Genomic DNA, 25440 nt, shown 5'->3' on the forward strand with positions numbered 1-25440 from the left:
CGCGACGAAGCCTAGGCGCTCGAACAGGGAAAAGGTCGGTTCTCAGTGGCTATTGGCAAAGTTTGGTTGGTTTCACTAGGAACCGGGACGTCACTCGACCGACGCGGTACCGGACGTGTCCGGCGTCGGGTCGGGCTCGGACGGCTCGGTAGGCGGCTCGGAATCCGTCGGCGGCTCGGACGACGAGCCTCCCGTCGATCCGGGTGTCTCGCCGCCGCCGGAACCACCGCCCGTACCGGTGCCGGGGTCGGTACCACCCGTGCCGGTTCCGCCGCCGCTGGTCGATCCGCCACCGGTGGAGCCTCCGCTGGTCGAACCACCGCTGGTCGAACCACCGCTGGTCGAGCCTCCACTCGTCGAACCACCGCTCGTGGAACCACTCGTCGTCGATCCACCGCTCGTGGAACCGCCGCTCGTCGATCCGCCGCTGGACGGCGCCGCCGACGAGGTTCCCGGTCGCGTGGTCGCGGCACCGGGTGCGGCGGGCACCGACACGGCTCCGCTCTGCTGCGTGACACCGGGGCGGATGCCGGTGAGTGCGTCCGCGGCCGTGGTGCCGCCGGGCACGGGTGCCGGAACGGCCGTGGAGCTCGATCCGGCGGGCGCTGCGGGATTGGGGGCGATACCGGTGCCCGCCTCGGCCGAGTCGGTGGCCGACGTGGACAGGGGTTCCGCGACACCGGCGGCCTCGGGAGCCCGCGGTCCCGTCACGGCCCAGACCGCGAACGATCCGGCCAGGACGGCGGCAGCGACTCCCGCACCCACGACGGCGAACCCTCGGCGCGTCTCGCGTGAGGACGCGTCGACCGGCTCGGGCAGCACCACCGGGATCGGACCGGTGATCGCGTCGCCGGCGTCGTGGTAGGCCCACAGCGCGACGGCGACCGCCGGTTCGAGGGACGGATCGACGTCCACCGCGTCGACGACGACCACGTCGCGAACGTGACCGTCGCGCAGCGCGGACTCGACGGGCTCACGCAGATGCGGCGACTCGAGGACGACGGCGGCACCGGTGAGCAGCAGATCGGCGCGGGCAGCCCGGAGCCGCATGACACCGATGGACGTCGCGACCGCCGCGGCCACCTCGGCCGGCGACCCGGTCTGCATCGGGATGGTGCGCTCGTCGACCGGACCGAGCCGAGGCAGCTCGACGTCGACGAGAGCCGCCGTCACCTCGTCGCTCGTCGCCGAGATTCCCAGCACGATGTGCATGTCGTCGTCGTCCGCCTGTTCGTTCTCGATGATGCGTGGTCTCGTACGGTCCCGCCCGGCAACGTCAGGGCGTCGTGGTGGCCTGCGCGCTGGTTGCCGTGGGCGTGGTCGTCCGAGTCGTCGTGGTCGTCGGCGACGGAGCCGCAGATGTCGTCGTCGTGCTGGTGTTCGAGTTCGGCCGCCGTGTCGTGGTGGGCGCCGGCGTCTCCTCCGGCTCGTCCTGTACCGCGGTGGAGGGTGCCGGGGCGAGCGTCGGGCGCTGGGAGATCGAGGTCGACGGGGTGACACTCGACGGTGCTGCGACGGGCGTCTCCGTGGACGGTGCCGGCGCGGCGGTGGCGCTCGACGACGCCGCCGAGGGCGAGGCCGGCGCCGCGTCGACGCGCGCGGCAGTGCTGGGCACGGTGGTGGCAGTGGGCGTGGCGTCGACGGACGACGTGACGACGACGCGATCCGTCGCCTGCACGGCCTCGGTCTCCGACCGTCCCGACGCACCGGCGGCCGCGCCGAGGGTGACCGCGGCGACGAGCGCCGTGGTTCCCACCACGACACCGGCACGGGACCGACGCCGCCGCGTGGAGCGGGCGCGTCGAGGCGCACCGGTGACGACGCGCGGCGTGGGCAGCGGTGATCGAGCGGTCTCCGGCTCCGGTGCCACCTCGGGTTCCGGGGTGGGAACCGGCTCCGCCGCTGGGGTGTGAGCCGGCTCCGCCACCGTGGTGAAGGCGGCCGTGACCTCGTCGTCCGCCGGCGGCGCGGCGACGACGGGCAGCGGCACGGCGTCCACGGCGGGGGGCACGACGGTGGAGAGATGTGCGGCGCCCATCGCCGCGAAGAACTGCGGCCAGCGCGGCGTGATGACGGGGACCGCGACGCGGGCGGCGATGTCGCGGCGCACCGACGGGATGTGCGCGCCGCCGCCGACCAGGAGCACTGCGTCGGCTCCCCGGGCCACGGCGTCGTCCACGAGGTCGAGGAGCATCGCGGTGGGCTGGGCGATGAGAAGTTCGAAGTCGGTGCGGCGCAGGCGAACCGAGTCGGTGACGAACGGCCCCGACAGGTCGACCGCACGCTCGTCGGACAACATCTCCTTGGCCGCGAGACTGTCTCGGGCCAGGGTGCGCACGGCCGCGGGGCTCATCTTCTCGGCAGCACCGAAGGTGGTGGACAGGTGATCGGCGACCGCGGCGTCGATCGCGTCACCGGACAGCTCGGTGATGCCCACGCTCGAGTACAGGTCACCGGTCTGTGTGTCCAGGACGTGCACGCGCGTGCCGACCCGACCGAGGTCGACGATCGCGAGGGTGCGAGCCGCGTCGACGCAGCCCTCCATCCGTGCGGCGGCCAGCAGCGCGTCGCACTCGGCGACGAGTCGGACTCCGCCGGGACCGTAGGTGCTCTCGGGGTCTCCCCCCACGGCGATCACCGGCGCGTCCGGACCCACGCACAGATCCGCGGCCATCTCGAACGCTGTCGCAGCGGCCGCGGACAGAGGATGGTCGGATCCGGTGGCGAGCGAGCGCACCTCGACGACCCGGCCCTCCGGGTCCATCACGACTCCGCGCACGCACCCGGTGCTCATGGAGACACCGAACGTTTCCGTCTCGGTTCGCATCATGGATCACCACCATCGGCTGTCGGAGTTTCAGACAGACCGATAGTAGAGCGTCAAACCGGGCATAGCAACGTATACGACGGCGAAAACCGACCGTAGGTCTACTGGAGAAAGTTCAAATAAGCCTTCGACGGGGTCGGGCCGCGCTGTCCCTGATACTTCGATCCCAGCGCTGAGCTGCCATAAGGATTGATCGCCGGACTGGAGAGACGGAACAAGCAGAGCTGCCCGATCTTCATGCCCGGCCACAACGTGATGGGCAGATTGGCGACATTCGAGAGCTCCAGCGTGATGTGTCCGCTGAAGCCCGGATCGATGAAACCCGCCGTCGAGTGTGTGAGAAGTCCCAGCCGGCCCAGACTCGACTTGCCCTCCAGTCGCCCCGCGAGATCGTTCGGCAGGGTCGTCAGCTCGAGCGTCGACCCGAGCACGAACTCGCCCGGATGCAGAACGAACGGCTCCCCCTCGGCGGGCTCCACCAAGGTGGTCAGCTCGTCCTGCTGCAGCTTCGGGTCGATGTGGGTGTAGCGCGAGTTGTCGAACACCCGGAACAGCCCGTCCAGGCGCACGTCCACACTCGACGGCTGCACCATCGCCTCGTCGAACGGTTCGATGCCGAGCGTTCCGGCATCCACCTCGGCCTTGATGTCGCGATCGGAGAGCAGCACGCACAGAGACTATCGACCGAGCCCGCCGAGGCCACCCGGGCGCCCTGCTAATCTTCAGGGGCAGTTCCACCGGCCGATGTAGTTCAATGGCAGAACATCAGCTTCCCAAGCTGAATACGCGGGTTCGATTCCCGTCATCGGCTCCACGTCTCCCCTCGCCGCCGGGCGATGGTGGAACCCAGACCCCGGAATCCGGGGCCTACATTCCACAGTTCACACTCGCGGTCGTCCCACTGTGTCCAGCGACACGCGTCGTTCCTGGTCAGGCTGGGTACACCTCCGCGCACACCCCCTCTCCCCCGGAAACGAGCACCTCCATGACCGAACGCGTCGTCTCCGCACGCCTCGATGTCGACATCACGGCCGCCAGCACCCTGGAGTTCCAGATCGCCGTGGCCCCGCATCCCGGCGCGCAGGTCGCCGAGACCCTCTCGTTCATCCTGGACGGGGAGACGGTCGAGGCCCGCGAGGTCAGCGGAGCCCACGGCAACCGGATCCACGTCCTCGAGGCGCCGGTGGGCAACCTGCAGGTCTACTACGACGCGACCGTCACCGGGAACGCGGAGCCGTCCCCCGTCACGGATCTCGATCGCTCGGTCTACCTCCGTCCGAGCCGGTACGCGGAGGCCGACAAGTTCTTCGGTTTCGCTGCCACCGAGTTCGGCAGCGAGTCGGACGACGCGGTCCTGTTGTCGGAGGTCTCCGACTGGGTCGGCCGTCGACTGCACTACGTCCCGGGGAGCAGCGATCCCATCGACGGTGCGGCGGACACGCTGCTCGCCGGTGCCGGCGTGTGCCGTGACTACGCGCACCTGGTCGTCGCGATGCTGCGCGCGCTGAACGTTCCAGCTCGTCTGGTCGCCGTCTACGCACCCGGATGCGACCCGATGGACTTCCACGCCGTCGCGGAGGCCCTGGTGAACGACACCTGGCACGTCGTCGACGCGACGTGTCTCGCACCTCGATCGACGCTGGTCCGGATCGCGACCGGACGCGATGCGGCCGACACCGCGTTCCTCGACAACCACAAGGGTTCGATCACGCTGAACAGCTCCACGGTCACGGCCGTGGCGACCGACGGCCTGCCGAAGGACGACATCCACGAGCTGGTCTCCCTCACCTGATCCGGCGCAAGCGTCGGTCGCCTCCTGCGTCGTCGGGTTACTGTGACTCGACGAATCAGGAAGCGAGACGCACATGAGCATCGAACGAGATGCAGCGTTCACGGGTGGGCGAGGGACGGCGGCGGACCGGAGCACTGACTCCGACGATGCCGTCGAACGGCTGACGACGACGCCGAACAAGGACCCGTTCTACCGCTCCCCCGCCCGGTTCGAGAAGGCCGAGCTGGGGACCGTGCTGCGGTCGCGCCGTGTCGAGATCGCCCTGTTCGGCACCATCCGCCAGCGCGTGTCGGCATGGCAGCTGCTCTACCGGTCGTCCGACATGCACGGCGAACCGCGCACGGGTGTCACCACGGTCCTGCTGCCGGCCGGCGCGGTTCCGGGTCGGAGCAGGCCGCTGCTGTCCTACCAGTGCGCCATCGACGCCGTCTCGGACCGCTGCTTCCCGTCGTACGCGCTGCGGGACGGAGCACACGCCCACGGCGCCGTGCCCCAGTTCGAGCTGCTCATCATCCTGTACGCGCTGCGCCGCGGGTGGGCGCTGTCCCTGCCGGATCACGAGGGCATGGACGGCCGCTGGGGTGCACCGATCGAACCCGGATACTGCACTCTCGACGGCATCCGCGCCGCCCTGTCCTTCGCACCTCTGGAGCTCGACGACTCGGCGCCCGTCGCACTGTGGGGGTACTCGGGCGGCGGCCTGGCCACGTCGTGGGCCGCCGAGGCCGCCGACGAGTACGCGCCGGAGCTGAACGTCGTCGGTGCCGCGCTGGGCTCGCCCGTCGGTGATCCGGCGTCGGCGTTCTCCCGCCTCAACGGCACGATCTTCGCCGCGTTGCCCACCATGGTGGTCGAGGGTCTGCGCCGCACCTACCCCGATCTGGACCGGACGATCCGCGATCACGTCGCGCAGCCCGGCATGACCATTCTGTCCTCACTCGAGCGCAAGACCACGGTGCACGCCGTTCTGACGCTGCTGATGCACGACCTCGAGCGCTACACCGACATCCCGCTCGCCGACGTCATGGCGACCCCCGAGCTGGTGCAGATCTTCCAGGACATCCAGCCGGGCAAGTCCGCACCGAGCTTCCCGCTCCTCATCATGCAGGCGGTGCACGACCCCATCATCGCCGTCGACGACGTGGACGGGCAGGTGGAGCGGTACCGCACCGCCGGCGCCCACGTGACGTACGTGCGCGACCGGCTCAGCGAGCACCTGTCGCTGCACCCCATCGCCGCACCCGCCACGCTGAACTGGCTCGCCGATCGCATCGCCGACCGCCCGGTGCCCCCGAACACCACCGAGACCGTGTGGTCCTCGGCCCTGTCGGTGTCAGGTGTCCGAGGGCTGCTCGGGCTCACCGCCTCGACCGGTCGCGCTCTGCTCGGCCGGGTCCGCTAGCCGGTCGTCGCCGGAGTCGCGGCGCGTCGGCTCGATCCCGAAGTCGGGTGGCCCCGACGCCTCCGCGAAACCGGAGGGCTCCGAGTGCTTCTCGTCGGACGTCGACATGATCATGCCCCGAGCTTGTCGACCATGTCGTTCAGCGCGGTGGCCGCCGTCTCGAGTCGCTCGGGTGACCTGTCGTCTCCCAGTTGCTCGACGAGTGCCGCCTTGGTGGTCACCAGAACGGCACCCGAATCGTCGTCGGTCATCGTCAGTTCGCCGTCCCGCATCACCAGCAGCGTTCCGTCGGGTGCGTCGAGCACGCCGCGCACCGTGTCGCTCGTCATCGTCATCGTGTCGATCCTCCTGTCAGGGTGTTGCCTCGTGACCGCGCTTGCCGTGCGTGCGCCGGTCCTCCTTCATCTCCGCCTCGAAGACGTGACGGCGGCCGTCCATCAGGTCGTCGCGGATCCGGCGTTCGTGCTCACGCGCGGTGGTCCAGTACCCGTCGTCGAAGTCCTCGACCATCTGGAACGTCCACCGACCCTCGATGACGTTGCGGCCGATCACCTCTCGCTCCAGTGCGTCCGCTGCGTCACCGTGCCCGGCGTCGCGGAGCTCGTCCGCGGCTGAGCCGAACTGGAGATCGGCGTGGCCCATCAGCTGGTGGAACGTGTACAGGTGGCCGCGGGCGCGTTCCACCCACTCGAGGGCCTCCGAGACCGAACCGACGGCGGACACCGTGGCATCGTCGGACCCGTCCGGACGGTGGTGGTCCGTCAGCATCTTCTCGCGATCATCGCTCATACCTGCCGGTTACCCGTCCGGCAGTCACGACACACACCCCAGAAGAAGACGTCGACGCCGTCGATGTCGAAGTCGTCGTCCTCCGGCTCGGGAGCGCGTCGACGCACATCGGAGGTGAGGGCCGTGTCGAACACTCGGCGGCACTGCCGGCACATCAGATGGTGGTGGTCGTCGCCGTCGACCCGAAGTTCGTACAGCGCGGGCGAATTGGCGGGCTCGATCCGGCGCAGGAGATCCACCGACACGAGTGCGTCGAGGTTGCCGTAGACGGTCTGCCGCGACATCCCCTGGCTCTTCAGCGTGCGGGCCACGTAGCCGGCGTCGACGTGTGGGTGCCGCGCCACGACGTTCAGCACGCGAAGGCGCGGACGGGTCACGCGCAGCCCGCGCTCACGCAGTACCCGACGCCACTGCTCTTCCGACGAGACGACCGTCGGCTGTTCCCTGGTGTCCACGACGCCGGGGTGCCCCCGCAGGGCGCCGTGAAACGTCCGGGCCGTGTCAGTCGTCGCGACCCCGGTCCTCGGTGGTGGACGCACGGATCTTGCGGCGATGGCTGGTGTCGCAGAAGGGGTAGTTCTTGCTGCGTCGACACGCGCAGAGCGCCACCATGAAGCGGTCGGAGCGCACGCGGGTGCCGTCCTCCATCTCCACGTCGACGGGCCCCTCCACCATCACCGGCCCGCCCGGAACAACACGGACGAGCCGTGCTGCGGGAGCAGCGTCAGGCGCGTCGGGCACGGACGACCACCAGTTCCTCGGAGCGCCGACCCGGCTGCAGGGCGCCCGTGGCCTCGAGCCACTCGGCGCGCGCGTGCATGACGGGACCGAACGCGATCCGACGGCGAGCCACCACGTCGACCGTGGTGCCGGACCGCATCAGACGCTCGATCGTGCGGTCCACACCGGCGAACTCGGACTGCACGATCAGCATGGTGCCGCCCGGAGTGAGGAGATCGAACGCGTTGTCGCACAACGGGTCCAGGACGATGCGACCGTCGGCGCCGGCGTCCCACGCACGGTGCACACCGCGCCCCTCCGGCGCGGTCGGCGACGGCACGTACGGCGGATTGGAGACCACGAGGTCGAACGGCGCCTCGGCGAGGGCGTCGATGAGCGTGCCCTGTCGCGCATCGACCTCGACACCGATGCGCTCGGCGTTGTCCAGGGCGCACGCGACGGCGCGAGCATCCAGGTCGTAGGCGAGCACCTCACGTGCACCGAGACACGCAGCCTGGAGCGCGAGCACTCCGGTACCCGTACACAGATCGAGGGCACGCGCACCCAGGGGCGACGCCGCCACCGGCATGACCTCGCAGAGCAGTCTCGAATCGTCCTGGGGGGCGTAGACACCGGGGTGTGCACGCACCATGCTGATCGTGTCGCGATGAATCGTCGTCACACGAGAACCTTCCGTCGGCGCAGATGCGCTGGCAGCATCTGCCGCCTTTCTTCAGGAATGGCATTCCCGAACGGACGCGATTCAAACGCGGGACCGGCGCGTCACCACCTCCGAGCGATGATGGAGACGATGCGCGGAATCTCCTCGTCGGCAAGCGGTTCGACCCCGATGACCACCTGGCGGGTGAGCAGACCGTCCACGGACATGGCGAACAGTTCCGCCGACGCCACGGTCGCGGGGTAGCCCGCCTCGCTCATCTTGGACGACACCAGGCCGACGAACGCGGCCAACTGGGCGTCGAACGCCGCCTTGAGTTCGGGCCGCACCAGACCCTCGCCGAGAAGGTGGTGCCGTGCGACGACGCGGCCGCGATGCTCCTCGCTGCACATGTCGCGGACGAACCCGACGACGGCGTCGACCACGGCGTCGTGATGCCAGGTGTCGAGTGCGAAGTGCCGACCGGCGACCTCGAGATCTCTCCGGAACACCTCGTCGAGCGCCAGCGAGAGCAGGGTGGCTCGATCGGGCGCGTGATAGTTGACGGCGCCGGCACCGAGACCGGTGGCCTGATCGACCGCACGATGAGTGAACCCACGGGGACCGCGTTCGGCGAGTACCTGCACCGCGGCGGCAGAGATGAGTGAGCGCCGACTTCTGGGCTTCTCCACCGTCTCACCATCACTCATTGGTGAGATGTTACGGCCCTGACGTGCCGGTACCACCATCACCGGTCACGGTCGGCTCACGATGATCGCGCCGGCGGAACGGGCTGATCGAGCCCGCTCCACCGTCCCCCGACTGCCGCGTCACGATCATGACAGGCGTTGAGGGTACACCCGTCTCGGCACGTCCGCTCGTGCTTGACACCGGGGTCGCCGGCGTCTTTTCTGTACAGATGTTGAGGAATCGGGCCATGAGTTGTCGCGGGATGTTGGGAGCGGCCGCCGTCGCCGCGGGAGCGGTCACGGTGGGGATCGCCCCGCGCGTCCGCGCAGCGCCGACACTCCCCTCGGCGGCCTGCGCCGTTCGCTATCCCGGCTACCGCGGCGCCGACTTCGCGCTCCCGTACGCCCGCTACATGCAGGCCCGGACCGCCCCCGCGCCGCAGATCGTGGCCGACGCCTTCGCCGGCCCGGCGCTACCGGCGGGAGCAGTGCCTCGGTTCGAGGACATCACGCGCGATCTCGGCCCGACCGGGACGTCCGCCGTGGAGACCGGGTACGGCCAGGGCGCCGACGGAGTGGTCTTCGTGGCGGTGCGCACCGTCATGCCGAGAGTCACTGCGGCCATGTGGGACTGGTGGTTCGGGTGGCACTCCAGCGAGGCCGCGCGCTACAAGTTGTGGCATCCCGACGCGCACCAGTTCGCTGCCCTGGACACCGACCTCACCACCGCCGACCTCACGGACCGGCAGAAGTACATCGGCAACATCACCTACGTCGACGAGTACGTGGGGCCGAAACTGCAGCAGCTCGGGATCAACTTCCGAGACCCGGTGGCGCACGGGTTCACCGTGCCGTCGGATCAGACCATCGTCTTCGGCCGCGTCGGGAGCAGCATCGCCCCCGTGGACCTGGGGTGGCTCGCCCACCAGGTCCGCCCGATCGAGGGCGGCGCCGAGATGCGCAGCCGGTTCCACCTGAACCTCCGCGGCCTGCACGTACCGAACGTGACGCAGGCCGCGTGTGCGGTGGCCCGTGGTGCGTCGGTCGATCCGACCGATCTGCAGCTGAGCCTCGACCTCGGTCGTGACCTGCTGATGCACTGCGGGCAGGAGATGAACCACCTCGCGGCGTTCCTCCCCGAACTGCACGCCGAGTTCTCGTGACCCGGCACCTCAGCGAGCCGACTCCGACCCCTTCTCCACCAAGTGGACCGACAACCGGCTGATCGGGGTGTTGGAGTCCTGGGACAGCCTGGTCAGCAGGGTGAAGGCCTGCTGGGCGTCGACGCCGAAACGCTCCATGATCATGCCCTTGGCCTGCCCGATGACGTCCCGGGACGCCAGGGCCGAATGCAGTTGATCCTCGACCCGACCCGCTGTCAGAGCGATCGCGGCGTGGGTGGCGAGCGCCTCCCCGACCATGATCGCGTCGTCGGTGAAGGCTCGGGGCTCGAACGCGAACAGGTTCAGGGCACCGAAGGTGTCGCGGTGGGTGAAGAGCTGGAAGGAGAGCGAGCTCCGCACGCCCTCCGCCACGGCGATCGGCGCATACTTCGGCCACCGGGTGTCGGTGGTCAGATCGTCGGCCCGCACCACCGCGGTGGTGGTCGCCGCGTCCAGGCACGGGCCCTCCCCGAACTCGATCTGAGCTGCGTCGAGCCGCGGCGGAAGGGACGACGTGGGCCCGTGCGAGGTGAACGACGACCTGCCCGAGATCGCCACCACGTCGGCGGCGTCCGTTCCGGGAACCAGATCGAGGGCCGCCTCGGTGACCCTGCGCAACGTGTCGTCGAGATCGGTGTGCGCCGTCAGGTCGCGAGCGAATGCCGCCAGCGCCGACGCGATGTCCGACGGCTCCCGTTCTCGAGACGCGTTCATCCGACCTCCTCGAGCAGCAGCGGGCATGACACTCGGCACAGATTGACCGCGACCGGGGACGGGTAAACCAGGACCACTCACTCGAAAGGCATGTCTTGCGCATCCTGGTCACCGGGTCCACCGGCTACATCGGCTCACGTCTCGTTCCCATCCTGCTGGGCGACGGTCACGACGTGCTCGCCGCCATGCGCGACGACAGCAAGGCGTCCTCCTTCAGCTGGGAGGACGACGTGACGCCGGTCCACTTCGACATCACCGACGAGAAGTCCATCGACGCCGCGCTCGAGGGTGCGGACGCGGTCGTCTACCTCGTGCACTCGATGGACGACGGCGACTTCGTGACCAAGGATCGCGAGGCCGCGCAGGCCGTCGCGCGCGCCGCGGAGAAGCACGGCGTGGGCCGCATCGTCTACCTGTCCGGCCACGTGCCCGACGACGACGAGGACCTCTCCGACCACATCACGTCCCGCCTGCAGGTCGAGGAGGTCTTCCTCAACTCGTCCGTCCCGGCGACGGTGTTCCGGGCGGCCATCATCCTCGGGTCCGGCTCCACCTCGTTCGAGCTCGTACGCAGGATGGTCGAACGGCTCCCGGTCACCCCCGTGCCGAGCTGGATGGTGAAGAAGGTGCAGCCGATCGCGACGACCGACGTCCTGCACATCATCGCCGCCGCTCTCGGTGACGAGCCCATTCCGGGGTCGTACGACATCGGCGGGACCGAGGTGCTCACCTACCCCGAGTTGCTCACCCGCTACGCGACCATCGCCGAACTGTCGCGGCCCCAGTTCCGCGTGCCGCTGGTTCCCACACCGATCGTCGGGCGAGCCGTCGCCTCCATCACACAGATGCCGCCCGGCACCGTGATCTCGTTGGTGGACAGCCTGCATCACGACATGATCGTCCGTCGCGGCAACGCGGCCACGGACACGTTCGCGCACGCCGTCGACTCTCTCGTGGGTATCGACGAGTCCATCAGGCGGTCGCTGACGGTCAGCTCGCACGACGGCACCGACGCCGAGGGCACCACCGACCCGCAGTCCGCGGCGGACACCGACCCCTCGTGGGCCGGCGGCGTCGTGTCGATCGGCCGAGACGGACGGGTGCGTCACGACGTGTCCGGACGATTCTCGCGAGCGCTGTTGCACCCGCGTTCCTGAGGCGGGACCAGGATTCCCGGTCGGGTACGCGGGTACCCGACCGGCATGACTTCTTCGAACGGCTCGATCGACCAGTACTCCAAGAGAGACCCGCGTACCGCCTACGCGACGCCGGATCGCGAGGGGCAGCAACCGATCTCGCATCCCGGGCTGACCGAGGACATGCGGACCACCCCCGACCACGGGGAGTCCACCTACCGCGGATCAGGGCGGCTCACCGGCCGGAAGGCACTGATCACCGGAGCGGACAGCGGCATCGGCCGCGCCGTCGCCCTGGCGTTCGCGCGCGAGGGCGCCGACGTCGTGCTGTCGTACCTCGAGTCCGAGGAGCCCGATGCGCTCGAGACGGTGCGGCTCGTCGAGGAGGCCGGCCGCCGGGCCGTCAGCGTCCCCGGTGACATCCGCGACGAGGCGCACTGCGACGCCCTGATCGACACCGCGGTGCGCGTACTGGGCGGTCTCGACATTCTCGTGAACAACGCGGCGTTCCAGATGGCCCAGAGCGGCGGTATCGCCGACATCACCACCGAGCAGTTCGACCGCGTACTGAAGACCAACCTGTACGCGTTGTTCTGGTTGTCCAAGAAGGCTGTGGCCGTGATGGATCCGGGCTCGACCATCGTCAACACCTCCTCCGTCCAGGGCGTGAGCGCCTCACCCGAACTGCTCGACTACGCCACCACCAAGGCCGGCATCATCAATTTCTCCAAGGGGCTCGCGAGCGACGTCGCCCGACAGGGCATCCGCGTGAACGTCGTGGCACCCGGACCCATCTGGACACCGCTGATCCCGGCCACGATGCCGTCGGACAGTGTCGACGGTTTCGGCGACCAGGTGCCGCTCGGACGTCCGGGACAGCCCGCGGAACTCGCACCCGCGTACGTGTTCCTCGCCTCGGGCGAGTCCAGCTACATCACCGGGCAGGTCATCGGCGTGACCGGCGGTTCCCCGATCACCTGAGCATTCCCGCATCCGCACGACACGAAAGGCACATCATGAGAGCAGTGACCTGGCACGGCAAGCGCGACGTCCGCGTCGACAACGTCCCGGATCCGACGATCCAGGATCCGACGGACGCCATCATCGAGGTGACGTCCACCAACATCTGCGGCTCCGATCTGCACCTCTACGAGGTGCTCGGGCCGTTCATGAACGTCGGTGACATCCTCGGCCACGAACCGATGGGCATCGTGCGCGAGGTCGGCAGCGCCGTGTCGACGCTGGCGGTGGGCGACCGCATCGTCGTCCCGTTCCAGATCTCGTGCGGCTCGTGCTTCATGTGCGATCAGTCGCTGTACACCCAGTGCGAGACCACCCAGGTACGCGAGACCGGTATGGGCGCAGCACTGTTCGGCTACTCCGAGCTCTACGGATCAGTGCCGGGCGGCCAGGCGCAGTACCTGAGGGTGCCGCACGCCGACTTCACCCACATCAAGGTCCCGGAGGGCCCGAGCGACGAGCGATTCGTCTACCTGTCCGACGTACTGCCCACCGCGTGGCAGGCCGTGCAGTACGCGGGGGTGCCCGAGGGCGGCTCGCTGACCGTGCTGGGCCTCGGTCCGATCGGCGACATGGCGGCACGCATCGGCACCCATCTCGGATACCGCGTCATCGGCGTCGACCGCGTACCCGAGCGGCTCGAGCGTGCTCGCGCTCGCGGCATCGAGACGGTGGATCTCCGGGCCCACGGCGGGCAGGTCGGAGACGTCGTCCGCGAACTGACCGACGGCCGCGGTACCGACTCGGTCGTCGACGCGGTCGGAATGGAGGCCCACGGCTCACCGGTGGCGAAGGCCGCGCAGCAGGTGGCGGGTCTGCTCCCGGACGCCCTCGCGAAACCGTTCATGGAAAAGGCCGGAGTGGACCGCCTCGACGCGGTCTACTCGGCGGTCGACATCGTCCGCCGGGGCGGCACGATCTCACTGTCCGGCGTGTACGGCGGCGCGGCGGATCCGATGCCGATGATGACCATGTTCGACAAGCAGATCCAACTGCGCATGGGCCAGGCGAACGTCAAGAGGTGGGTCGACGACATCATGCCGTTGCTGACGGACGACGATCCGTTGGGCGTGGACGATTTCGCGACCCACACCCTGCCGTTGACGCAGGCGCCGCACGCCTACGAGATCTTCCAGAAGAAGCAGGACGGAGCCGTGAAGATCATCCTGCGTCCGTGACGAGCGGGTCAGCTCGCGAGCGGCTCCGGTTCCACCGAAGCCACGACCGGCACGAGACGGGTGAGGCCTAGGACACCGAGAGTGCGCCGCACCCGAGGTGACGGCGAGATCACGACGTCGATCGCGGTCGGGGCGTCCGACAGGACGTCCTCGATCGCGGTCACGCCGGCCGAGCTGAAGAACCGGACGTCGGTGAGGTCGACCGTGACGGGGCCGTCCGAGACGGCCGCTCGGAGGCAGCGGGTCAGGTCGCGCGCGGTGACGAGGTCGACGTCGCCACGGACGGCGACGATGCGGCGGCCGTCGTGGCCTGTGTGGACGACGACGTCGAACGGGCTGGAGGAGTGGTGGGAAGGAGCAACCGTGGTCATCATGTTCCTTCTGCGGCGCTGCTCGGACGCGGTGTCTCGCACCGGTACCGAGGGTGTAGCGAAGGGCCCTGGGCTGGACCGCCTTGCAGACAACTCTGATCGATCGACATCGCGATTCGGCGAACCGGAACATCACGATGAGGTCACGGCGGGTAACGGAATGATCACGGCGCCGGGCTCGCCGACCGGGTTCATCAGACTGTCCTCATGAACCCCCGCCCTCTCGCCCGGTTCTCGGACTCGGTCGCCACGTTCACGGGACGCTCTTCTTCCGACTACGGCGCGCTGCATCGCTGGTCGGTCGACGAGCCGGAACAGTTCTGGGCCGGCGTCGGCACCTTCTTCGACGTGCCGCTCACCGGTCACGAGTCCGTCCTGTCCCCCTCGGAGGACCCCCGCGTGTTCAGCGGGCGGCAGTGGTTCCGGGGTGCCCGCCTGAATTACGTGGATCGTGTACTGGCGTGGTGCGACCGGTCACCCGAGTCCGTGGCGATCATCGACGACACCGAGCCGGGCGGGCTCGGCACCCGCACATCGTCCTACGCGGAACTGGCCGAGCAGATCTCCTCGATCGCCGCCGCGCTGCACCGCCTCGGCGTGCGGAGCGGCGACCGGGTGGCCGGTTACGTCCCGAACACGACCGAGGCCGCCGTCGCGTTCCTCGCCACCGCCGCACTCGGCGCCGTCTGGACCTCGTGCGGGCAGGACTACTCCGCGGCCGCCGCGGTGGACCGGCTCGGACAGCTCGAACCGACGGTGTTGGTGACCGCCGACGGCTACCGCTTCGCCGGTCTGGACCGCGACCGCCGGGACCAGGTGGCGGTACTGCAGGCCTCGATTCCCTCCCTGCGCGCGGTGATCGCCTTCTCCCGACTCGGCACCGACGTACCCGGAGCCGTCCGATGGGACGATCTGCTCGACGAGGGGCGCGGTGGCCCACGGGTGCTCCCCGAGCCTGTCCCGTTCGACCACCCACTGTGGGTGCTGTTCTCCTCCGGCACCACCGGGCGCCCCAAGGGCATCGTTCACGGACACGGCGGTGTTCTGCTCGAGCACCTCAAATCTGCTGCGCTGCAGTCGGACATGACCGAGGACGACGTGTTCCTCTGGTACACCTCACCCAGCTGGATGATGTGGAACTACCTGCTGGCCGGGCTGCTCGTGGGCTCGACCGTCGTCTGCTACGACGGCAGCCCCGGCCATCCGGACGCCGGCGCACTGTGGGAGCTCGCGGCGCGGCACCGCGTGACCGTGCTCGGCACCAGTCCCGGGTACCTCCTGCACTGCGAGAGTGTCGGGGTCGAACCGGCTCGGGCACAGGACCTCTCGGCACTGCGCATTCTCGGGGTCACCGGGTCGGTCCTCCCCGCCGCGGCGCACGGCTGGGTGGCGGAGCACGTGGGGCGGTCGGTGCACCTCGCGCCGGTGTCGGGCGGCACGGACGTCGTCAGCGGATTCGTGGGAGCGCCCACCGGGGTGCCCGTGGTCCCCGGCGAGATTCCTGCCGTGAATCTCGGTGTCGCTCTGGAGGCGTGGAGCGACGACGGGACCCCGCTGGTGGACGAACCGGGTGAGATGGTCATCGTCGCGCCGATGCCGTCCATGCCCGTCGGGTTCTGGAAGGACCCGAGCGGTGACCGCTACGCCGACGCGTACTTCTCCACGTTCCCCGGCGTCTGGCGGCACGGCGACTCGATCACCGTGACCAGCAGGGGCAGCATGGTGATCCACGGACGATCGGACGCCACGCTCAACCGCAACGGTGTGCGCATGGGCAGCGCCGACATCTACGGCGTGGTCGAGCGTCTGCCCGGCATCGCAGAGAGTCTCGTCGTGGGTCTCGAACGCCCGGACGGCAGCTACTGGATGCCGCTGTTCGTCGTCACGTCCGACGACGTGGAGCTCGATGACGATTTGCGCGAACGCATCTCGGCGGCGCTGCGGAGGGAGGCCTCGCCGCGTCACGTCCCGGACGACATCATCGAGATCCGCGCCGTGCCGCACACGCGGACCGGCAAGAAGCTCGAGATCCCGGTCAAGAAGATCCTGTCGGGTGCGGACCCGTCGACGGTGGCCGATCCGGAGTCGGTCGACGACCCCGACGCGCTGCGCTGGTTCGCGGCGCTGGCGCCGGGGTCCTGACCTGTCGGCTCAGCTCATCGTGGCGCGCAGCGCGTCGACGGCCGAGACCGGCTCACGCTCGAGCAGTCGAGTCAGATCGCCCGACTCGGTGTCGAGGTCGCCGCGGGCGATGCCCGCGTCGGCGCTCGCCAGCATCTGCGCGACGGGCGCGGGCAGTCCCGCACCCTCGAGCGCGCCGATGTGCTCGTCGGTGCTCAGATCCTGGTACTCCACCGGCGCGCCGATGATCTCGGAGATCGCACCCGCCAGACCCTCGTACGTCAGACGCTCGCCGCCCAGCTCGTACACGGCGCCCGCCTGGTCGTCGGCGATCAGGACCGCGGCCGCGGCCGCCGCGTAGTCGGCCCGAGCAGCACCGGCCACGACACCCGACCCGCCGCTCCCGATGATGGCGCCGGTGTGCTGTGCCTGGCCGATCGACGCCGCGTAGTTCTCCCAGTACCACCCGTTGCGCAGCAGCACGGACGGCACGGAGGACGACGCGAGGCGCTCCTCGGTGGCGACGTGCTCGGGCGCGAGACTGATGCCGCTCGTCGGCGCCTTCAGCACACTGGTGTACGCGATGAGCGAGACACCGGCCGCCTCGGCGGCCTCGATGACGTTGGTGTGCTGCGGGATTCGCTTCCCGGGCTCGGAACCCGACACGAGCAGGAGCTTGTCCACCCCGTCGAGAGCGGCGCGCAACGCAGCGGGATCCGCGTAGTCGGCGACGCGGACGACGACACCGCGCGCCGCCAGGTCGGCGGCCTTGGCCTCGTCGCGCACCACGGCCACGATGTCGCCCGCGGCGACCCCGTGATCGAGGAGCGATCGAATCACTGCGCTGCCGAGTTGTCCGGTCGCGCCGGTCACCGCTGTCGTGGTCATGAGCATGTCTCCCTGGAGAGTGAGCGTCGTCCGGCGCACCACGAGGGTGTGCCGCTGCGACCGATCCGGCCGTCGGCACCACTATGCACTTACTATTCGTGCAGTGCAACATTCCTCGTAACCACTTACGGACCAGCTGGTAGGATGGCGCTCGTGCCCGACACCGACCCGACACTCGAAGCCGACGTGTTCTCTCGCCACTGCTCGTCCCGCGACACGATGCAGGACATCACCAGTCGCTGGGGCCTGCTGGCGCTCGCCGCGCTGTACGAGGGGCCGTACCGGTTCGGGGCTCTGCGGCGGCGCGTGGACGGGGTCAGCGAGAGGATGCTGTCGCAGACACTGCAGCGGCTGGAGCGTGACGGGCTGATCACCCGCACCGTGCTCGAACAGATTCCGCCGAAGGTGGAGTACGCACTCACCGACCTCGGGCGCGAGACGGCGACCCGGCTCGTCGGCCTCATCGAGTTCGTCGAATCGACACTTCCGACCGTGACGGCCGCGCGCGCCGAGTACGACGCGCGCGGCACGGACGGGGTCTAGCTGGTTCCGCGGCCCGTCTCGGACTGCAGCTTGTCGATCATCTCGGACGCCTGCGCCTTGGTCAGGTCCGACGGCACCTCTTCGCCGGCCTCGCGGGCCAGCGTCTCGAGGTAGCTCAACTGGGGGCCGGTGGGCGGCTCGTCGCCGGTGACCCAGTCGGACGGATCCTTCTCCGCGCTCTGGTCGACGTCAGCATTGCCTGTCTTGGTGGTGTCATTCACATCGCTCATACGTTCGACTGTACCCACGAGTACCTCCGCGCAAACCGACGCGAATCGGCGAGCGGGCAGCCGCCGAGCGGGCCGATCGAGATTCATTCCGGTTTACTCCGTAAGAAACCGATCCAAGTCTCGCGTTTCACAGAATGTTTTCAGTTCGAGGTGCTACAAACGGAATCGTGATAGTCGTCGTGGTCGTCGGAGTGGTGTGGCTGCTGGTCGCCGCGGGTGCCGCAGTGCTGCTCGGACGCGCCGCATCGCGCGCGGACCACGAGGAACTCGGCTCCGAGCTCCAGTGGGACATGGCCGAACTCGATCACGAGGTCTTCGGCTCCCGCTGACTGTCCGGCCATTCTCCGTCGGCCGCCCCACTTCACAGCACGACGGCGGAATAATCCCCGTCGGTCGGTTTCAGGGATTGGTACGCGAACGCAATTCGGTCGATCGCAGCCTCCAATCGATCGGCACCCTCCGTGTACGGCAGGCGCACGTGGCGCTCGAACGCCCCCTCCACCCCGAACCGCGGCCCCGCCGCCAGCGCCACCCCGTGCGCAGGCGCGATCGCGGCGAGAGCCGTGGACGCCGCGGCAGGCATCTGAACCCACAACGACAGGCCGCCCGGCGCCGGGTCGTACGACCAGTCCGGCAGGTGCCGCGCCAGAGCCGCCGTCAGTGCATCCCGGTTACCACGGAGTTCCGCGCGGCGGGGAACCAAGATCTCCTCGTGCCGCTCGATCAGTGCCGCGCACGCGAGCTGATCCATGATCGGCGTGCCGATGTCGACGGCGGCCCGCGATGTCGCCAAGCGAGAGATCAGCGACGGCGACGCCCTGATCCAGCCGACCCGCAGACCACCCCAATACGCCTTCGACGCGGACCCCACGGTGACGACGGTGCCGGGATGCCCCACCGCCGCGACCGGAGCGGGCGGCGCCTCGTCCAGCCACAGGTCGGCCATCGACTCGTCCACCACCAGCGTGGTGCCGGTCCGGCGGGCGTTCGACGCCAGTTCCGCGCGGCCGGCGACATCGAGCAGAGCACCCGTCGGATTGTGGAAGTCGGGCAGCACGTACGCCATTCGGGCCCCCGTCTGTACCGTCGCGTCACGAATCGCGTCGAGGTCCCACCGCCGCGACGAGCGCGCCGATCCAGGGGGCGAGTACTCCCGCGGCCTCAATGGAACGGGCACCGCGCGCGCCGCAGTTCGTCGAATCGCCTCCAGCGCATTGGGATACGTCGGGTGATCGACCACCACCCGGTCACCTGGCGACACCAGCACCTCGAGCAGCAGCCGCCAGGCCTGCTGCGCGCCGGACGTCACCATGATCTGGTCCGGCGACGTGGGCAGCCCCCGCTCGTCGTACCGGCGAGCCAGGGCCTGCCGCAGTGTGGCGAGCCCGACCGGCTCGATACCGTGACCCGTGTAGTAGGCCGGAAGTGCCTCCAGCGCAGCGGCGTACGCCTGTGTCACCTCGTCGGACGGAGCGGTGACGGCGGCATGGGTCAGATCGATCACCGACGCGGCCGCGCGGGCCGGCCGCCCCGCCAGGGTGGTCCGCGGCAGTGCGACCGTGCTGCGGGAACCCTGCCTGCTCAACAGGTACCCCTCGTCACGCAGTGCCGCGTACGTGTTGGTGACGGTGGTGCGGGACAGCGACAGGGCTCCCGCCAGATCGCGCTCGCTGGGCAGGGCGACGCCCAGGGGGATGCGGCCGTCGTGCACCAGGAGCCGGATCCCGTCGGCGAGTGCCCGGTAGACCGGTCGGTGCCGCCCCGACGGCCGCCAGTGCCCGAGGTCCCGCGAGAGAGTCGACGCACCGATCACGCGAGTCACCATGAGGTCCAGTATCCACCTCGGTGGACGCCGGCATGCAGTCCAGTTCAGGCGGTGCGGACGGATCCCATGAGGAATGCCCCGGTACCCGGGAGCCATCCGACGGTGCCGTTCTCGAACACGTTGTAGCGGCCGTGGCCCGTCGGAGTGCGCTTCTCGTCGGTGAGCGGGTAGCCGAGCGATCCACTCGGGCCGCCGTGCGCGAGGTACCAGGCGAGGATGTCGCCGTGCACCTCGTGCGCGCCGCCCTCGGGGAGCGCGAAGACCATGGCGTGCTGGAACTCGAGCATCCCACCGCCGCGCGGCCCCAGCATCAGCTCACCGACACGGTCACCGATCCACGAGTGCTCGAAGCTGAAACGCTCGAACTGGCACTGGAAGACCTCGAGCCCGACGTAGGTGCTGTCCATAGCGGTCCTCCACTGACCTGCTCTCGCCGAGAGGGGGATCCGTTTTGTTCCACCTCATAGCGAACCTGAGCCACAGTATGAGCCATCCTGGCGTTATCGTCACGCCATTTGTGATATCTCGACCGTGTCAGGACAGGATGTCGCGCCGCACGATGGTCTGGTCACGGCCCGGACCGACGCCGATGTACGACATGTACGACCCCGAGAGCTCCTCGAGACGCAGCACGTACCTCTGGGCATTGACGGGCAACTCCTCGAAGGTCCGCGCCCCCGAGATGTCCTCCCACCACCCGGGCATCTCCTCGTAGATCGGCTTCGCGTGATGGAACCCGGTCTGCGTCATCGGCATGTCGTCGTGACGCACGCCGTCCACGTCGTACGCGACGCAGATCGGGATGGTGTCGAGCGAGGACAGTACGTCGAGCTTGGTGAGGAAGTAGTCGGTGATGCCGTTGACGCGCGTGGCGTACCGCGCGATGACGGCGTCGAACCAGCCGGTGCGCCGGGCGCGGCCGGTGGTGACACCCACCTCGCCGCCCTGCTTGGCCAGGTACTCGCCCGACTCGTCGAACAGCTCCGTCGGGAACGGGCCGGAGCCGACGCGCGTGGTGTACGCCTTCAGGATGCCGAGGACGGTGGTGATCCGACCCGGGCCGACGCCCGAACCCACGGCCGCGCCGCCCGCCGTCGGGTTGGACGACGTGACGAACGGATAGGTGCCGTGATCGACGTCGAGGAGCGTGCCCTGCGAACCCTCGAGCAGCACCGTCTCGCCGCGCTCGAGCGCCTGGTTCAACGCGAGCCGGGTGTCGGCGATGCGGTGCTTGAAGCCCTCGGCCTGGCCGAGCACCTCCTCCACCACCTTCTCCGACTCGAGGGCGCGCCGGTTGTAGATCTTGGCGAGCACCTGGTTCTTGAATTCCAGTGCGGCCTCGACCTTCTGGGTCAGGATCTTCTCGTCCAGGACATCCGCCGCGCGCACTCCGACGCGGGCGATCTTGTCCTGGTAGCACGGGCCGATGCCGCGTCCGGTGGTGCCGATCTTGCGGGCACCGAGGAAACGTTCGGTGACCTTGTCGATGGCCACGTGGTACGGCATGATCAGGTGCGCATCGGCGCTGAGCAGCAGTTTCGACGTGTCCACGTCGCGCTTCTCGAGGCCGTCGAGTTCGGTGAGCAGCACACCTGGATCCACGACGACGCCGTTGCCGATCACGTTGTTCACACCGGGCGAGAGGATGCCCGACGGGATGAGGTGAAGCGCGAACTTGTCGCCGTTCGGCAGCACCACGGTGTGGCCGGCGTTGTTGCCACCCTGGTAGCGCACCACCCACTGCAGTCGCTCGCCGAACAGATCCGTGGCCTTGCCCTTGCCCTCGTCGCCCCACTGGGCGCCGATGAGGACGATTGCCGGCATGTGTTGCTCCATCACTCGGGTGGACAGCCGGACCATCCCGGGCTGTGGCACGTGTCGGAACGCACTTCGTGACGTGCGGAACGCGCACCGACCATGACCGGTGACACAGTGTACCGCCCGAGACGACACGTGCCGCTCACAGCCGACCGCACACCGTACTGCCTGGTCTTCTGTCGCGGCGGCACGGTCAAAGCGACGCGAAATCGAGACCGGGCAAGCGCCTTCCCGGGGTCCACGACGACCGTGTCCTGATTAGGGTGGGGCAGACCCGTCCGGCTGAGAAGGAATTCGCGTGACTCCGTTCGTCTTGCAGTGCGGCAGGCCCTTGCTGCCCATCGCGCTGTCCTCGCTACCGCTCACCGCGGTACCCGAGGTGCCGTCGAAGGAGGAGTGCGACGCCCTGCTCGCCGAACTCGACGCGGTACACGACCCCCGGCTGATCGTGCTCGGCACCGACGCCTCGCTCGCCGCCGTCCTCACCCGGTTGATGCGGCGCGACCGACTCGACATCGAGCTCGCCTACGTCGCCGAGACCGCCAGCGAGGCCAGCCACCTCTTCCGCGTCGGCACCGGATCGCGCGCCGCCAAGGTCGCGCTGTCCGGCACCGCCTCCCCCACTCCCCTCATCCGTGACGACGCCGGATCGGCCGTCGTCGGACTCGCCACCGTCTCGGGGCCGTCGGGCCACCTCGTCGGCGAGGCCTACGTCGACGACACCAAGCTCTTCTCCGGTGAGGTGCCGGGCATCGAGGTCACCCCGACGCTCGAGATGCCGGGACTCCGAGCTCGGGTGCAGGGCAAGCGCGGACTGTTCCGCCGCCGCTGGATCACCGGCCGGGCGATGCAACTCGGAGCCACGGCGGCGCGTCTGACGAAGGACGGCATCGACATCCCCCGCGAGACCACCCGGTCCACCATCTACCGCCACGACAAGCAGTGGTTGCTCGTACGTTAGCGCCGACTGATACTGCTGCTCAGCATCTTTCGTAGTTCTTCCGCGTCCCGTGGTCGCGATCCCGGTTCGAGCATGCCGTCCCGGACGAGGTCCGCCGCGAGCGCCAACGGCCACGGTGTCCGCAACCTGGCCCGTCCCAGCAGGTCGGTGTCCGACAGCAACGTCACCGGATCCCCCTGCACCACAGCGCCGTCCACGACCACGGCGACCGAGTGCGACCACTCCAGCGCCAGGGCCACGTCGTGTGTCGACAGCACCACGGTCGTGTGGTGATTCTCCAGGCGGTGCAGCGCGGCGAACATCTCGTCGACGCCCTGCGGATCGAGCCCGGCCGTCGGTTCGTCGAGCAACAGGATGCACGGCCGCATGGCCACGGCGCCGGCCGTCGCGACGCGCTTGCGCTCACCGTAGGACAGCTGGTGCGTCGGCCGCGACCGCAGATGGTCGATGCCCATCACCTCGAGCGCCGCCTCCGTGCGCTCGCGCACCTCGTCGGGCCCCAGGCCGAGGTTCACCGGACCGTAGGCGACGTCTCGGTACACGTCGACCGAGAACAACTGATCGTCCGGATCCTGCAGCACCAGTTGCACTTCCTGGCGATGTGCCCGCAGGCCCGACCGGCTGTGGCGCAGTGCGACGTCGTCGATCTCCACCCGTCCGCCGTCGGGAACGATCGCTCCGGACAGGCACCGCAGCAGGGTCGTCTTGCCCGAGCCGTTGGCGCCCAGGAGCGCCACCCTGGCCGCGGCGGGAACGCTCAGGCTCGCTCCGGCCAGCACCGGCGGCCCGCCCTGATACCGCACCTCGAGGTCGCGGGCGGTGAGCGTGCGGTGGCTCATGCGCGATGTCCCAACAGGGACAGCGCCACCACGGCTCCCAGCACCGCCACGACGGTCACCAGGAAGCTCGGCGAACTGCGCTGCCGGTCGACCGGATCCGCCGAGACCGCGTCGCCGAACTCGCGACCCGCCAGCCCCGCCTCGAGCCGCGAGGCCCGGTCCCACGACTTGATCAGCACAGCGGCCGTCAGCAGACCCGCGGAATGCAGTGACCGGCGCGGCGACGAGTAGCCGAGGCGGGCGGTCTGCGACTGGCGGATCGTGCGTACCGACGACAGCAGCACGAACAGGAAGCGGTACATCACGGCGGCGACGTCGATGCATGCCTGCGGTACCCGCAGCCGTCGCAGCCCGGACAGGATGTCGATCATCGGTGTCGTGACGGCCAGCAGGAGCACGGCCGACGTCCCGGCGATCGCGTGACCGGACACCTCCAGCGCTCGTCGCGCGCTGTCGGCCGTGACCCCGACACTCCAGTCCGGCGTGGCGGTCACCGTGACGGCGACGGAGACGGCGCCGAGGGCGATGAAGGCCGCCGGTGCGGTGAGCGCACGCAGCACCGGCCGGAGCGGTGTGCGGGCAGCCCCGACGGCCGCACCGAGCGCGACCACCGTGACGATCAGCGCGCCGGGCCACGGCGGGAGCAGCAGCGCGCACAGCACGAGGCCCAGCGAGAGTACTGCCTTGTCCCCCACCGCGCGCGTGCGCCACGGACTGGCCCAGGCCGCGTCGTCGACCGCGAGACCCTGCACCTACGTCCGTTCGAGTTCGGTGCGGAGCGCGTCGAGCTTGCGCCGACCGCGCAGCGCCGCCAGCACGTACCCGAGGACGAGTCCACCCAGCGCGGCCTGCAGCGCGAAGAGTCCCGACTCCACCTCGCCCGACGTCGGCGAGAACACCGACTCGAACCACGGCACGTAGTCCGGGTGGTCCTCCTCGATCTGCGACGTGGCGGCCGAATCGGTACCGACGAACCGCTCCTCGTCGCCGCTGCGTCCCGCGTCGAGCATCAGCGCGGCGCCGACGATGAGGACGATCCCGAGGACGAGCAGCAGGTTGATCACGACGTTCCTACGCATCGACGGCACCCTTCTCGCGGCGGAGCACTCCGAGGTCCCGCAGCTCCGGCGTCGCCACGGTCCGCAGGACGCGGAACACCAGCACACCCAGCAGGCCCTCCGCGATGGCGAGCGGAATCTGGGTGACAGCGAAGATGGACAGGAACTTGGTGACGGCTCCGAGTACGCCGCTCTGCGGATCCGGGAACGCGAGCGCGATCTGCACCGACGTCGTGCAGTACGTCGACAGGTCGGCCAGCATCATCGCGAAGAACACCGACAGCGACAGACCACCGCCCAGCCGGCCGGTGACACGGAACGCGGCGTACCCCACCCACGGGCCGACGATCGCCATGGAGAACGCGTTGGCGCCCAGCGTCGTCAGGCCGCCGTGCGCGAGCAGCAACGCCTGGAAGAGCAACACCACCGTGCCGAGGAACGCCATGACCGGCGGCTTGAACAACACCGCCCCCAGCCCAGTTCCGGTGGGATGACTCGAGCTGCCCGTGACGGACGGCAGCTTGATGGCGGAGAGAACGAAGGTGAAGGCACCGGCAGCACCCAGCAGCAGACGGCTGCGGGGGTTCTCCCGGACCTGGACGACGACGGCGCGAGCGCCGTGAACGACGAACGGCGCCGCGGCGCACGTCCAGACTGCCGCGTGAACGGGTGGCAGAAAACCCTCGGCGATGTGCACG

At 69.3% G+C, this 25440-nt stretch carries 30 protein-coding genes and 1 tRNA gene; 11 read left to right on the forward strand and 20 right to left on the reverse strand.

Features of this window, described 5'->3' with window-relative positions:
• Positions 1-90: 90 nt before the first annotated feature.
• The 3 genes from J4E04_RS19880 to dcd form a co-directional block, all read right to left on the reverse strand.
• On the reverse strand, positions 91-1212 hold the full coding sequence (locus tag J4E04_RS19880; protein ID WP_490149455.1) for a hypothetical protein: 1122 nt from the start codon (positions 1210-1212) through the stop codon (positions 91-93).
• Between the two features lie 64 nt (positions 1213-1276).
• Positions 1277-2830, reverse strand: coding sequence for an Hsp70 family protein (locus J4E04_RS19885; protein ID WP_490149456.1), 1554 nt, complete (start codon positions 2828-2830; stop codon positions 1277-1279).
• A 98-nt stretch (positions 2831-2928) separates the two neighbouring features.
• A complete protein-coding gene (gene dcd, locus J4E04_RS19890) occupies positions 2929-3495 on the reverse strand; it encodes a dCTP deaminase (RefSeq protein ID WP_027506388.1) in 567 nt (188 codons plus the stop codon).
• Positions 3496-3567: 72 nt separating this feature from the next.
• Between dcd and J4E04_RS19895 the strand changes: the two genes are divergently transcribed.
• The 3 genes from J4E04_RS19895 (at position 3568) to J4E04_RS19905 (ending at position 6021) form a co-directional block, all read left to right on the forward strand.
• Positions 3568-3641: transfer RNA gene (locus J4E04_RS19895), tRNA-Gly, on the forward strand.
• Positions 3642-3812: 171 nt separating this feature from the next.
• Complete coding sequence (locus J4E04_RS19900) at positions 3813-4619, forward strand: transglutaminase-like domain-containing protein (RefSeq protein WP_490149457.1); 807 nt, start codon at positions 3813-3815, stop codon at positions 4617-4619.
• A 73-nt stretch (positions 4620-4692) separates the two neighbouring features.
• The gene (locus J4E04_RS19905; RefSeq protein WP_490149458.1) at positions 4693-6021 is read left to right on the forward strand and encodes a lipase family protein; all 1329 of its coding nucleotides are present in this window, start codon (positions 4693-4695) and stop codon (positions 6019-6021) included.
• A gap of 110 nt (positions 6022-6131) precedes the next feature.
• On the opposite strand, the gene J4E04_RS19910 is transcribed toward J4E04_RS19905, so the two are convergent.
• The 6 genes from J4E04_RS19910 to J4E04_RS19935 all read right to left on the reverse strand — a co-directional run bounded on the left by J4E04_RS19910 (position 6132) and on the right by J4E04_RS19935 (position 8898).
• The gene (locus J4E04_RS19910; RefSeq protein WP_056443734.1) at positions 6132-6356 is read right to left on the reverse strand and encodes a hypothetical protein; all 225 of its coding nucleotides are present in this window, start codon (positions 6354-6356) and stop codon (positions 6132-6134) included.
• A gap of 16 nt (positions 6357-6372) precedes the next feature.
• Positions 6373-6810 carry a hypothetical protein gene (locus J4E04_RS19915; RefSeq protein WP_027506393.1) on the reverse strand — a complete coding sequence of 146 codons (438 nt, stop codon included), beginning with the start codon at positions 6808-6810 and terminating at the stop codon, positions 6373-6375.
• The gene (locus J4E04_RS19920) at positions 6807-7265 is read right to left on the reverse strand and encodes a Fur family transcriptional regulator (protein ID WP_222638840.1); all 459 of its coding nucleotides are present in this window, start codon (positions 7263-7265) and stop codon (positions 6807-6809) included. The genes J4E04_RS19915 and J4E04_RS19920 overlap by 4 nt, the downstream gene beginning before the upstream one ends.
• Before the next feature lie 46 nt (positions 7266-7311).
• Complete coding sequence (locus J4E04_RS19925; RefSeq protein WP_082544411.1) at positions 7312-7485, reverse strand: CDGSH iron-sulfur domain-containing protein; 174 nt, start codon at positions 7483-7485, stop codon at positions 7312-7314.
• Between the two features lie 49 nt (positions 7486-7534).
• Positions 7535-8212 (reverse strand): methyltransferase, encoded by a 678-nt coding sequence (locus tag J4E04_RS19930; RefSeq protein ID WP_027506395.1) that lies wholly within the window; start codon positions 8210-8212, stop codon positions 7535-7537.
• A gap of 101 nt (positions 8213-8313) precedes the next feature.
• Complete coding sequence (locus J4E04_RS19935) at positions 8314-8898, reverse strand: TetR/AcrR family transcriptional regulator (RefSeq protein WP_027506396.1); 585 nt, start codon at positions 8896-8898, stop codon at positions 8314-8316.
• Between the two features lie 227 nt (positions 8899-9125).
• On the opposite strand from J4E04_RS19935, the gene J4E04_RS19940 reads away from it, so the two are divergent.
• Positions 9126-10040, forward strand: a complete 915-nt coding sequence (locus J4E04_RS19940) for a DAPG hydrolase family protein (protein WP_490149459.1) — start codon at positions 9126-9128, stop codon at positions 10038-10040.
• Positions 10041-10049: 9 nt separating this feature from the next.
• Here the strand turns inward: J4E04_RS19940 and J4E04_RS19945 are convergent, their stop codons facing one another.
• Positions 10050-10754 carry a GAF and ANTAR domain-containing protein gene (locus J4E04_RS19945; protein WP_328810784.1) on the reverse strand — a complete coding sequence of 235 codons (705 nt, stop codon included), beginning with the start codon at positions 10752-10754 and terminating at the stop codon, positions 10050-10052.
• Positions 10755-10849: 95 nt separating this feature from the next.
• On the opposite strand from J4E04_RS19945, the gene J4E04_RS19950 reads away from it, so the two are divergent.
• From J4E04_RS19950 to J4E04_RS19960, 3 genes are read left to right on the forward strand one after another with little or no spacing between them, the layout of a single operon-like run.
• The gene (locus J4E04_RS19950) at positions 10850-11911 is read left to right on the forward strand and encodes an NAD(P)H-binding protein (RefSeq protein WP_490149460.1); all 1062 of its coding nucleotides are present in this window, start codon (positions 10850-10852) and stop codon (positions 11909-11911) included.
• A gap of 45 nt (positions 11912-11956) precedes the next feature.
• Positions 11957-12871, forward strand: a complete 915-nt coding sequence (locus J4E04_RS19955) for an SDR family oxidoreductase (protein ID WP_490149461.1) — start codon at positions 11957-11959, stop codon at positions 12869-12871.
• Between the two features lie 35 nt (positions 12872-12906).
• The gene (locus tag J4E04_RS19960; protein ID WP_027506400.1) at positions 12907-14088 is read left to right on the forward strand and encodes a zinc-dependent alcohol dehydrogenase; all 1182 of its coding nucleotides are present in this window, start codon (positions 12907-12909) and stop codon (positions 14086-14088) included.
• Positions 14089-14096: 8 nt separating this feature from the next.
• Here J4E04_RS19960 and J4E04_RS19965 read toward each other — a convergent pair whose 3' ends face one another.
• Complete coding sequence (locus tag J4E04_RS19965; protein WP_490149462.1) at positions 14097-14462, reverse strand: STAS domain-containing protein; 366 nt, start codon at positions 14460-14462, stop codon at positions 14097-14099.
• A gap of 204 nt (positions 14463-14666) precedes the next feature.
• Here J4E04_RS19965 and J4E04_RS19970 point away from each other — a divergent pair, with 204 nt between their 5' ends.
• The gene (locus tag J4E04_RS19970; RefSeq protein WP_490149463.1) at positions 14667-16601 is read left to right on the forward strand and encodes an acetoacetate--CoA ligase; all 1935 of its coding nucleotides are present in this window, start codon (positions 14667-14669) and stop codon (positions 16599-16601) included.
• Between the two features lie 9 nt (positions 16602-16610).
• On the opposite strand, the gene J4E04_RS19975 is transcribed toward J4E04_RS19970, so the two are convergent.
• Positions 16611-17468, reverse strand: coding sequence for an NmrA family NAD(P)-binding protein (locus J4E04_RS19975; RefSeq protein WP_490149464.1), 858 nt, complete (start codon positions 17466-17468; stop codon positions 16611-16613).
• 144 nt (positions 17469-17612) lie between these two features.
• On the opposite strand from J4E04_RS19975, the gene J4E04_RS19980 reads away from it, so the two are divergent.
• Positions 17613-18011, forward strand: a complete 399-nt coding sequence (locus J4E04_RS19980) for a winged helix-turn-helix transcriptional regulator (protein WP_222646749.1) — start codon at positions 17613-17615, stop codon at positions 18009-18011.
• Here J4E04_RS19980 and J4E04_RS19985 read toward each other — a convergent pair.
• Positions 18008-18241: a DUF3072 domain-containing protein gene (locus J4E04_RS19985; protein WP_490149465.1), complete on the reverse strand. Its 234-nt coding sequence runs from the start codon at positions 18239-18241 to the stop codon at positions 18008-18010. The genes J4E04_RS19980 and J4E04_RS19985 overlap by 4 nt on opposite strands.
• Before the next feature lie 167 nt (positions 18242-18408).
• Between J4E04_RS19985 and J4E04_RS19990 the strand changes: the two genes are divergently transcribed.
• Entirely contained in the window at positions 18409-18570 is a 162-nt protein-coding gene (locus J4E04_RS19990; RefSeq protein ID WP_155957078.1) for a hypothetical protein, read from the forward strand.
• A gap of 32 nt (positions 18571-18602) precedes the next feature.
• Here J4E04_RS19990 and yczR read toward each other — a convergent pair whose 3' ends face one another.
• The 3 genes from yczR to J4E04_RS20005 all read right to left on the reverse strand — a co-directional run bounded on the left by yczR (position 18603) and on the right by J4E04_RS20005 (position 21890).
• The gene (yczR, locus tag J4E04_RS19995) at positions 18603-20066 is read right to left on the reverse strand and encodes a MocR-like transcription factor YczR (RefSeq protein WP_490149466.1); all 1464 of its coding nucleotides are present in this window, start codon (positions 20064-20066) and stop codon (positions 18603-18605) included.
• Between the two features lie 44 nt (positions 20067-20110).
• A complete protein-coding gene (locus tag J4E04_RS20000) occupies positions 20111-20473 on the reverse strand; it encodes an LGFP repeat-containing protein (RefSeq protein ID WP_051613506.1) in 363 nt (120 codons plus the stop codon).
• Positions 20474-20600: 127 nt separating this feature from the next.
• Complete coding sequence (locus J4E04_RS20005; protein ID WP_027506406.1) at positions 20601-21890, reverse strand: adenylosuccinate synthase; 1290 nt, start codon at positions 21888-21890, stop codon at positions 20601-20603.
• Between the two features lie 292 nt (positions 21891-22182).
• On the opposite strand from J4E04_RS20005, the gene J4E04_RS20010 reads away from it, so the two are divergent.
• A complete protein-coding gene (locus J4E04_RS20010; protein ID WP_027506407.1) occupies positions 22183-22845 on the forward strand; it encodes a hypothetical protein in 663 nt (220 codons plus the stop codon).
• Here the strand turns inward: J4E04_RS20010 and J4E04_RS20015 are convergent.
• The 4 genes from J4E04_RS20015 to J4E04_RS20030 are packed head-to-tail and all read right to left on the reverse strand — an operon-like array spanning position 22842 to position 25439.
• Positions 22842-23684 (reverse strand): energy-coupling factor ABC transporter ATP-binding protein, encoded by an 843-nt coding sequence (locus J4E04_RS20015; RefSeq protein WP_222638848.1) that lies wholly within the window; start codon positions 23682-23684, stop codon positions 22842-22844. The two genes, J4E04_RS20010 and J4E04_RS20015, sit on opposite strands and share 4 nt — an antisense overlap.
• Positions 23681-24436: a cobalt ECF transporter T component CbiQ gene (gene cbiQ / locus J4E04_RS20020; RefSeq protein ID WP_222633142.1), complete on the reverse strand. Its 756-nt coding sequence runs from the start codon at positions 24434-24436 to the stop codon at positions 23681-23683. Before cbiQ ends, J4E04_RS20015 begins: the two co-directional genes overlap by 4 nt.
• Positions 24437-24763, reverse strand: coding sequence for an energy-coupling factor ABC transporter substrate-binding protein (locus J4E04_RS20025; RefSeq protein WP_027506409.1), 327 nt, complete (start codon positions 24761-24763; stop codon positions 24437-24439).
• Positions 24756-25439 carry an energy-coupling factor ABC transporter permease gene (locus J4E04_RS20030; protein ID WP_027506410.1) on the reverse strand — a complete coding sequence of 228 codons (684 nt, stop codon included), beginning with the start codon at positions 25437-25439 and terminating at the stop codon, positions 24756-24758. The genes J4E04_RS20025 and J4E04_RS20030 overlap by 8 nt, the downstream gene beginning before the upstream one ends.
• Position 25440: the final 1 nt, after the last annotated feature.

This window comes from Rhodococcus sp. NFXS4 (assembly GCF_058139645.1).